8 protein-coding genes and 1 tRNA gene are annotated in these 9,175 nt (G+C 54.9%); 3 read left to right on the plus strand and 6 right to left on the minus strand.

Translation table 11 applies throughout. The annotated features are described in order from the left end of the window. Window positions 1-139: 139 nt before the first annotated feature. From ACSZO1_RS12730 to aspA, 6 genes are all read right to left on the minus strand, one after another. A tRNA-Phe gene (locus ACSZO1_RS12730) sits at window positions 140-215 on the minus strand. Between the two features lie 154 nt (window positions 216-369). After that, complete coding sequence (gene dicD / locus ACSZO1_RS12735) at window positions 370-948, minus strand: division control transcriptional repressor DicD (RefSeq protein WP_437613072.1); 579 nt, start codon at window positions 946-948, stop codon at window positions 370-372. Between the two features lie 25 nt (window positions 949-973). Beyond that, on the minus strand, window positions 974-2,728 hold the full coding sequence (locus ACSZO1_RS12740) for a protein-disulfide reductase DsbD (RefSeq protein ID WP_437613074.1): 1,755 nt from the start codon (window positions 2,726-2,728) through the stop codon (window positions 974-976). After that, window positions 2,704-3,027: a divalent cation tolerance protein CutA gene (cutA, locus tag ACSZO1_RS12745; protein ID WP_437613076.1), complete on the minus strand. Its 324-nt coding sequence runs from the start codon at window positions 3,025-3,027 to the stop codon at window positions 2,704-2,706. Before cutA ends, ACSZO1_RS12740 begins: the two co-directional genes overlap by 25 nt. Window positions 3,028-3,162: 135 nt before the next feature. Then, window positions 3,163-4,464 carry an anaerobic C4-dicarboxylate transporter gene (locus ACSZO1_RS12750; protein ID WP_437613078.1) on the minus strand — a complete coding sequence of 434 codons (1,302 nt, stop codon included), beginning with the start codon at window positions 4,462-4,464 and terminating at the stop codon, window positions 3,163-3,165. 119 nt (window positions 4,465-4,583) lie between these two features. Continuing rightward, entirely contained in the window at window positions 4,584-6,020 is a 1,437-nt protein-coding gene (gene aspA / locus ACSZO1_RS12755) for an aspartate ammonia-lyase (protein WP_437613080.1), read from the minus strand. A gap of 342 nt (window positions 6,021-6,362) precedes the next feature. On the opposite strand from aspA, the gene ACSZO1_RS12760 reads away from it, so the two are divergent. The 3 genes from ACSZO1_RS12760 to groL all read left to right on the plus strand — a co-directional run bounded on the left by ACSZO1_RS12760 (window position 6,363) and on the right by groL (window position 8,934). Next, window positions 6,363-6,821 (plus strand): FxsA family protein, encoded by a 459-nt coding sequence (locus ACSZO1_RS12760; protein WP_437613082.1) that lies wholly within the window; start codon window positions 6,363-6,365, stop codon window positions 6,819-6,821. Between the two features lie 126 nt (window positions 6,822-6,947). After that, entirely contained in the window at window positions 6,948-7,241 is a 294-nt protein-coding gene (locus ACSZO1_RS12765) for a co-chaperone GroES (protein ID WP_437613084.1), read from the plus strand. A 46-nt stretch (window positions 7,242-7,287) separates the two neighbouring features. After that, window positions 7,288-8,934: a chaperonin GroEL gene (gene groL, locus ACSZO1_RS12770; protein ID WP_437613086.1), complete on the plus strand. Its 1,647-nt coding sequence runs from the start codon at window positions 7,288-7,290 to the stop codon at window positions 8,932-8,934. Window positions 8,935-9,175 lie beyond the last annotated feature (241 nt).

Genomic DNA, 9,175 nt, shown 5'->3' on the forward strand with positions numbered 1-9,175 from the left:
TGACTTGAGGGACTGATTCAGAAACGTTAACCAGTGCAGATACGCCTACACCGGAGGACATTCCGTAATGACCGGCCCCTGTATTAACCGCCCGTTAAGGTTCTCATCTCTTAACCAGCGTGCTTTGATGCAAAATTAGTGGTGCCCGGACTCGGAATCGAACCAAGGACACGGGGATTTTCAATCCCCTGCTCTACCGACTGAGCTATCCGGGCAACGGGGCGCATTAAACCGTAAAGCCTCATCGTCGTCAACGGCTTTCTGTAAAAAACGCGCTGACTGCCTGCTTTTCAGCCAGATTCATTAGTGCCAGCCGGTTCTGTAGCCCGTTTTGCGGCGGCGCAGACGAGCATGCCGCCGCGGTGCTTATCAGCTCAGTGCACCATTTTTACGGCACAGCGCAATCCGCAGCACATCCTCCGCCAGTCGGCGTGCGGTCTCGACATCCTGCACGTTGCGTTTCACCAGCAGCTTACTCAGGCAGCCTTCCAGCACCAGTTCCATTTGATCGGCGACCAGCGTGGGGTTATCTGTTTCCAGCTCATTCAGCAACTGATGGGTAAATTGCCAGGAGTCGCGTTTCTGCTGCTCTGCCAGCTGATGCACCGGATGCTCAGTTTGCGGATAAAAACTGCAGGCGGCGATAAACAGGCAGCCGGGGAAACGACCGTTGTGCACCGATTCCATCAGCACTTTGTAGCGCGTCAGCAGCTTCTCTTCCGCCGTCAGGCTCTCATCAAGCAGCAACTGCCGCCGCCAGCTGTCAATCTGCTGGCCGTGATAGCGCAGGGCATCGTACAGCAGAGCGGCGCGATCGGGCCAGAAGCGCGCCAGTTGCGCCTCCGGAATATCGACTTCACCCGCCAGTTGCGCCAGTGAGGCGGTGGCGGCCAGTCCGTTTTGCTCAAGCACATTCAGCGCATGCTCGAGTACTTGTTCACGTTGCAAGTGACACTCCTCTTGAATGCGTGGTTTACCGTGTCAGTGCCTGCAGATGGGCATGGAACTGTGCGGCATCCAGAAAACCCGTGACGCGTGAGTCGGGGATCTCGTTCCCGTCGGCGTCAAAGAAAAGGATAGTCGGTAATCCCAGAACCTGTAAGCGTTGCAGCAACGCGCTGTCGGCGGGGTTGTTGGCGGTAACATCCGCCTGCAACAGCTGGAGCGGCGTCAGGGCGCGCTGTACTTGTGGATCGCTGAAGGTGTATTTCTCGAATTCCTTACAGGCGACGCACCAGTCGGCATACAGATCCAGCATGCTGATTTTGCCCTGACTGCTATGCAGCGCCTGGCTTAGCTGGTCACTGGTGGTGATGCGGGTAAAGTTAAGCTGCGGCGCAGTGGCGTTGTGCGGTACACCAAACGCCCAGTCCTGTAACGGGCGCACACTGATCAGTGCGGCAACCAGCAGAACCAGCTGGAACAGGCGCAGCCAGCGCGCACTGCCACGCAGACTGGTGATAAACGCCCAGCCAAAGAAGGTGACACCCAGCAGACTCCACAGCCGTAATCCCCATGCTTCACCGATCACACGTTCCAGCAGAAACACCGGCAGGGCAAGGATCACGAAGCCAAAGGCCACCTTGACCGTCTGCATCCACGGGCCGTTTTTGGGAAGCAACCTGTTACCAAACAGCGTGACGGCAATCAGCGGCAGTCCCATTCCGAGCGCATACAGATACAGTGTGCCCGCACCGGCCAGCATATTACCGCTCTGCGCGATATACAGCAGAATGGCACTCAGCGGCGCGGTCGTGCACGGCGAGCAGATTAATCCCGCCAGTGCGCCCATCAAAAACACCCCGGGCAGCGATCCGCCCTGCTGGCGGTTGCTCCACAGCGTCAGGCGAGTCTGCAGCGCAGAGGGAAGCTGGAGCGGGAACAGACCAAACATCGACAGCGCCAGCAGCACAAACAGTGCCGACAGACCCGTCAGCACATATGGATGCTGCAACGCGGCCTGAAAACGTAGCCCGGCGGCAGCGACGACCACTCCCATCAGCGTGTAGGTCAGTGCCATCCCCTGCACATACACCCCTGACAGCGCCAGCAGGCGTCCCGGTGACAGACGCTGGCTGCCGCCGAGAATAATGCCGGAAATCAGCGGGTACATGGGCAGTACGCAGGGAGTAAAGGCGATGCCGATACCAATCAGCAATGCCCACAACGGTGAGAACGGCAGTCTGGTGACCGGGGAAACAGTGACACTTTGCTCCGCAGCGGGCGTGGTATTCGTGGCGCGGGAAGTTTCCGCTGTACTGCCTGCTTCTGCGGCGGTACTGGTGCTTGCTGCGGCCACCTTGCTGATCGGGATATCCCGGGTTTCCGGCGGATAACAAAAACCGGCCGCCGCACAGCCCTGATAAGTCACGCGCAGTGTGGCATCGCCATCGGCCTGTAGCAGGGTAAACGGCAGGGTGAGATTATTCGGGTAAATATCGGTCTTACCATAAAACTCATCCTCATGGGCTTTGCCCTGCGGCAGAGTATAAGCGGCCAGTCGCGCGGCATGAGGTTCAATCAGCAACTGTTGACGGTACAGGTAATAACCCGGTTTGACCTGCCAGCTCAGCGTCAGCTGGTTACCCTGCTGGCGGAAATCAAAGGCAAACGCCTGATCGACAGGCACAAAATGATTTTTATTTTGCCCGAACAGCGAGGCACTGGCATGCAGGCTGTTCAGGGCGAACAGCAGAATAAGCACTACTTTAATGATGCGCTGAGCCATGACAGGTAATCACTCTCTCCATGTTGTACAGGCAGGACCAGCAGCTCCGGGGTCTCGTAAGGGTGCTCCGCCTTCAATAAGTTAAGCAGTGCCTGCTGATGGGCGTGGTCGCTCTTCAGCAGCATCTGCACTTCCGTTTCCTTCTTCAGTTCACCTTCCCAGTGATACAGCGACGTCGCACCCGGCAGCAGCGTGACGCAGGCGGCGAGTTTTTTTTCCAGCGCCAGCTCGGCCAGTTCCTGGGCGCTGTCTTCATCAGGTGCGGTGCACAGCACCACCACGGCGGTTGCATGGCTCATCGGGCACTCCTTCTGTGGCATGCGCAGACTATATCATGACCTTTGGCGGCAGGTTTTTTCAGGATGTAAATTGTCGGCAAGGAGGGACTGTCACCCTTATTCATAAGTTAAGGGTGACAGATGGTGGGTCAGGTATCAGAGAATCATATGACCAAAGACAAAACCAAACTGCACGGACAAAGCGATAGCAATCACGCCAGGGATCAGGAACGAGTGGTTAAACACAAACTTACCAATGCGTGTGGAGCCGGTATCATCCATCTCCACGGCCGCCAGCAGGGTTGGATAGGTCGGCAGCACAAACAACGCGGAGACGGCAGCAAAAGAGGCTACAGCAGTCACCGGCGACACGCCCAGCATTAACGCGGCCGGCATCAAGGCTTTGGTGGTGGCGGCTTGTGAATAGAGCAGGGTGGAGGCAAAAAACAGCACCAGCGCCAGCATCCACGGGTAGTTATGCAGCAGTTCACCGGCTACAGCCTGAATATCACTGATATGTGCTTTAACAAAGGTATCACCGAGCCACGCCACGCCCAGTACGCAGATACAGGCGCTCATCCCGGATTTAAACGTGCTGGCGCTCAGAATCTCATTGGTGTCGACTTTACAGGTAAAGCAGATCAGCGTGGCGACGGTCAGCATAAACACCACAATCGCTTCGTTGCGCGGCAGCACCGGATTACTGATCAGGCCAACGTTGTCGCTGATCGCCGTGGCATACAGCACCACCGCCGCGATTCCGGCGAGAAACAGCCATACAGCCCGTTTTGCCCCTGGCTTCGCGGCGAATACGCTGGCGCCGCGCAGCACCACTTCGCCTTTCTCCAGCCGTGACTGGTAGATGGCATCATCTTTCAGCTCTTTGCCGAGGAAGTTGGTGATCAGCGCGGCGATAAAGATTGCCACCATGGTAGAGGGCAGGGCAACCGCCAGCAGCGCCAGATAGCTGATGCCACGCGGTTCAAGAATCGCGGCAAAAAACACCACGGCGGCGGAAATCGGCGACGCGGTAATGGCGATCTGTGAAGCGACCACGGCGATGGAGAGCGGACGTGACGGACGCACACCCTGCTCTTTCGCCACTTCTGCAATCACTGGCAGGGTGGAGAAAGCGGTATGACCGGTGCCTGCGACCAGCGTCATCAGATATGTCACCAGCGGCGCCAGGAAGGTGATATAGCGCGGATGCTTGCGCAGCAGCCGTTCAGCCAGGCTCACCAGATAATCCATGCCGCCTGCGACCTGCATCGCGGCGATGGCGGCGATCACCGCCATAATGATTTCAATAACGTCAAAAGGGATGGCGCCTGGCTTAATCTGCGCCCCCAGCGTTAACACCAGTACGCCGAAACCGCCAGCGAAACCGATACTAATCCCGCCCAGCCGCGCCCCCAGATAAATGGCCAGCAGGACAATGATCAACTCAACGGTGATCATGGAAATCTCCTTGTTATTTTATTGCTAACTGAATGTTAGAACGTTGTAGGTTGCCAACATGAAAAAGGCACGTCGTTCGCAGAACAGACGTGCCTTAAAAAGGTCAGCAGGGTACAGATTTACTGTTCGTTTTCATCGGTATAGCGCTTGGCTTTATACGCCGGGCTCATCAGGTTCTGTACCGAGAAGATGTCGTCCAGTTCCGCTTCGGTCAGCAGGCCGCGTTCCAGCACCACTTCACGTACGCTCTTACCGGTTTCGGCACAGATCTTACCGACGATGTCACCGTTGTGGTGGCCAATGTACGGGTTCAGATAGGTCACGATACCGATGGAGTTAAACACGTAAGCTTCGCACACCGCTTTATTGGCGGTAATGCCGTTAACGCATTTTTCCAGCAGGTTGTAGCAGGCGTTGGTCAGGATATGGATTGACTCAAACAGCGCCTGGCCAATGACCGGTTCCATCACGTTCAGTTGCAGCTGGCCCGCTTCTGCCGCCATGGTGACAGTGATATCGTTGCCGATGACTTTAAAGCACACCTGGTTTACCACTTCTGGCACCACCGGGTTCACTTTGGCTGGCATGATAGAAGAACCGGCCTGCAGTTCTGGCAGGTTGATCTCATTCAGACACGCACGCGGACCGGAAGAGAGCAGACGCAGGTCGTTACAGATTTTCGACAGTTTCACCGCCAGACGTTTCAGCGCCGAGTGCACCATCACGTACGCGCCGCAGTCGGAGGTGGCTTCAATCAGGTCTTCTGCTGGTACGCAAGGCAGGTTGCTCACTTCCGCCAGCTTCTGCACCGCCAGCTGCTGATACCCTTCCGGCGTGTTCAGGCGAGTACCGATCGCCGTTGCGCCGAGGTTCACTTCCAGCAGCAGTTCCGCGGTGCGCAGAATGCTTCTGGTTTCTTCGTTCAGCAGCACATTAAAGGCGTGGAATTCCTGGCCCAGCGTCATGGGCACCGCATCCTGCAGCTGGGTACGTCCCATTTTCAGGATCGTGGCGAATTCTGTGGATTTGCGGTCAAAACCTTCACCCAGCTGGTTAATCGCGTCGATCAGCTTCTGGATCGAGCTGTATACCGCAATGCGGAAACCGGTCGGATAGGCGTCATTGGTTGACTGGCATTTGTTCACATGGTCATTCGGATTGAGGTACTGGTATTCGCCTTTCTGGTGGCCCATCAGCTCAAGGCCAATATTCGCCAGCACTTCATTGGTATTCATATTGACTGACGTACCGGCGCCGCCCTGATAGACGTCGACCGGGAACTGGTCCATACATTTACCGTTGTTCAGCACTTCATCACAGGCCTGGATAATCGTATTTGCGATGTTGCGTGGAATGGTCTGAAGTTCCTTGTTCGCCATTGCCGCCGCTTTTTTCACCATTACCATGCCGCGTACAAATTCAGGGATATCACTGATTTTGTTGTTACTGATATAGAAATTTTCAATCGCACGCAGAGTATGAACACCATAGTAGGCGTCAGCCGGAACTTCCCGCATGCCTAACAGGTCTTCTTCGATACGAATGTTGTTTACCATGAGAACCTTCTTGTTATAACTGCCCGTTAAACCAACACCAAAGGTGTGATTATTTTGTCGTGGAATGCCTGCGCCGATATTTTATCCGTTATCGGCACGGCGAGCACGATCATATGTGGTTATGACAGAAATGCCGGAACCCAGATCACTTTACGGCATTTTGCTAACGTAACGGTGTTAACGATATGTGATCTCAGGCACAAAATTAAGGGGCCGCAGTAAATTCAACATTTCAGGTTGAAAAACGGCGCTGGCGTTCCCATCTATAGGGTCATGATCGCTGCGATCACCATTTTCTGCCGCCGCGCCTGTTGCGCGCCGGCCTTACTACAGGAGAGTACGGTGCGCTGGTTACCGTTGTTAGTCATTTTTCTGCTGGCCTGGATTGAGATTTCCCTGTTTATCCAGGTGGCGCATGTGCTGGGCGTCTTGCTGACGATGCTGCTGGTGGTGTTTACCTCCTGCATTGGCGTGTCACTGGTGAAAAACCAGGGCGTGAAGAATTTTATGCTGATGCAGCAGAAGCTGGCGGCGGGCGAGAGTCCGGCGGCGGAGATGATCAAAAGCGTGTCGCTGATCATCGCCGGTTTCCTGCTATTGCTGCCGGGCTTCTTTACCGACTTTATCGGTCTGCTGTTGTTACTGCCGCCGGTACAGAAGCATCTGACGCTGAAACTGATGCCGCATCTGCGCGTCTGGCGTGGTCCTGGCGCGGGTCCGGACAGTGGCCACACCATCGACGGCGAGTTTGTGCGTAAAGATGCCGATCGTCTGGATCATGACGATCGCCAGGATCGCTAAAAAAAAATTATTATTTGCCCTTGAAAGCCGTGGCTGCTGTCCCTATCTCTTCCGTCACGAGGCCGATAGCACTCTGCACGGCTTTCATCCCAAAATTGATTGGACTTCTCAAAGGAGAGCTATCACATGAAAATTCGTCCATTGCACGATCGTGTAATTGTTAAGCGTAAAGAAGTTGAATCTAAGTCTGCAGGCGGCATCGTGCTGACCGGTTCCGCAGCGGGCAAATCAACCCGTGCTGAAGTTCTGGCGGTAGGCAATGGCCGCATCCTGGAAAACGGTGATGTTAAGCCGCTGGATGTGAAAGTGGGCGACCTGGTCATCTTCAATGAAGGTTACGGCGCAAAAACGGAAAAAATCGACAACGAAGAAGTGCTGATCATCTCTGAAAGCGACATTCTGGCAATTGTTGAAGCGTAATCAACGCGTAACTCACTGAACGCAACGAATTTAAGGGAAATTTCAAATGGCAGCTAAAGACGTAAAATTCGGTAATGACGCACGCGTGAAAATGCTGCGCGGTGTGAACGTACTGGCAGATGCAGTAAAAGTTACCCTGGGCCCGAAAGGCCGTAACGTGGTTCTGGATAAATCTTTTGGTGCACCGACCATCACTAAGGATGGCGTATCTGTAGCACGTGAAATCGAGCTGGAAGATAAGTTCGAAAACATGGGCGCACAGATGGTGAAAGAAGTTGCCTCTAAAGCGAACGACGCAGCAGGCGACGGTACCACCACGGCGACCGTACTGGCGCAGGCGATTGTGAACGAAGGCCTGAAAGCCGTTGCGGCTGGCATGAACCCAATGGACCTGAAGCGTGGCATCGACAAAGCGGTAATTGCAGCGGTTGAAGAGCTGAAAGCACTGTCTGTTCCTTGCTCCGACTCTAAAGCTATTGCTCAGGTAGGTACTATCTCCGCTAACTCCGATGAAAGCGTCGGCACCCTGATCGCGCAGGCGATGGAAAAAGTGGGTAAAGAAGGCGTGATCACCGTTGAAGAAGGCACCGGTCTGCAGGACGAGCTGGACGTGGTGGAAGGTATGCAGTTCGACCGTGGCTACCTGTCTCCTTACTTCATCAACAAACCAGAAACTGGCGCAGTAGAACTGGAATCTCCATTCATTCTGCTGGCTGACAAAAAAATCTCCAACATCCGTGAAATGCTGCCAGTTCTGGAAGCTGTAGCGAAAGCAGGCAAACCACTGCTGATCATCGCTGAAGATGTTGAAGGCGAAGCGCTGGCGACCCTGGTAGTGAACACCATGCGTGGCATCGTGAAAGTGGCTGCGGTGAAAGCACCTGGCTTCGGCGACCGTCGTAAAGCGATGCTGCAGGATATCGCTATCCTGACTGGCGGCACCGTGATCTCTGAAGAGATCGGTATGGAGCTGGAAAAAGCCGCTCTGGAAGATCTGGGCCAGGCAAAACGCGTTGTGATCAACAAAGACACCACCACCATCATCGATGGCGTGGGTGATGAAGGTGCTATCGCGGGCCGTGTGACGCAGATCCGTCAGCAGATCGAAGAAGCGACCTCTGATTACGACAAAGAAAAACTGCAGGAGCGCGTAGCGAAACTGGCAGGCGGCGTGGCCGTTCTGAAAGTGGGCGCAGCAACTGAAGTTGAAATGAAAGAGAAGAAAGCACGCGTTGAAGATGCCCTACACGCAACCCGTGCTGCGGTAGAAGAAGGCGTGGTTGCCGGTGGTGGCGTGGCGCTGGTTCGTGTTGCTGCGAAACTGGCTGGCCTGACTGCACAGAACGAAGACCAGAACGTGGGTATCAAAGTTGCACTGCGTGCAATGGAAGCGCCTCTGCGTCAGATCGTGTCTAACGCCGGTGAAGAGCCGTCTGTGGTTGCCAACAACGTGAAAGCTGGCGAAGGTAACTACGGTTACAACGCGCAGACTGAAGAGTACGGCAACATGATCGACTTCGGTATCCTGGACCCAACCAAAGTGACCCGTTCTGCACTGCAGTACGCGGCATCTGTTGCTGGCCTGATGATCACCACCGAATGTATGGTGACTGACCTGCCAAAAGGCGACGCGCCTGATTTAGGTGCTGCTGGTGGTATGGGCGGTATGGGCGGTATGGGCGGCATGATGTAGTGCGACGAGAGTCGCGTAGGTAGCTAGCCTAGCGGGCTACGTCGATAGTGAACACTAACTTAGGTTGTGTTCACTATATCCCGCATTAAGTAGCATAAATGTAATAAATGTCCGATGTTCCGGACTTTAAATGCCTCCGGAACATCGGCGCTTCGCTTAGCGAAGGGCGGATTCAACTCCGAAGTGCAACGCTAAGCCGCCAATCTTAGCTCTGCAAACACCACAGACGGTTGCCTGAATC

The sequence above is a fragment of the Erwinia sp. V71 genome, from assembly GCF_965644245.1.
Classification (GTDB): Bacteria; Pseudomonadota; Gammaproteobacteria; order Enterobacterales; family Enterobacteriaceae; genus Erwinia.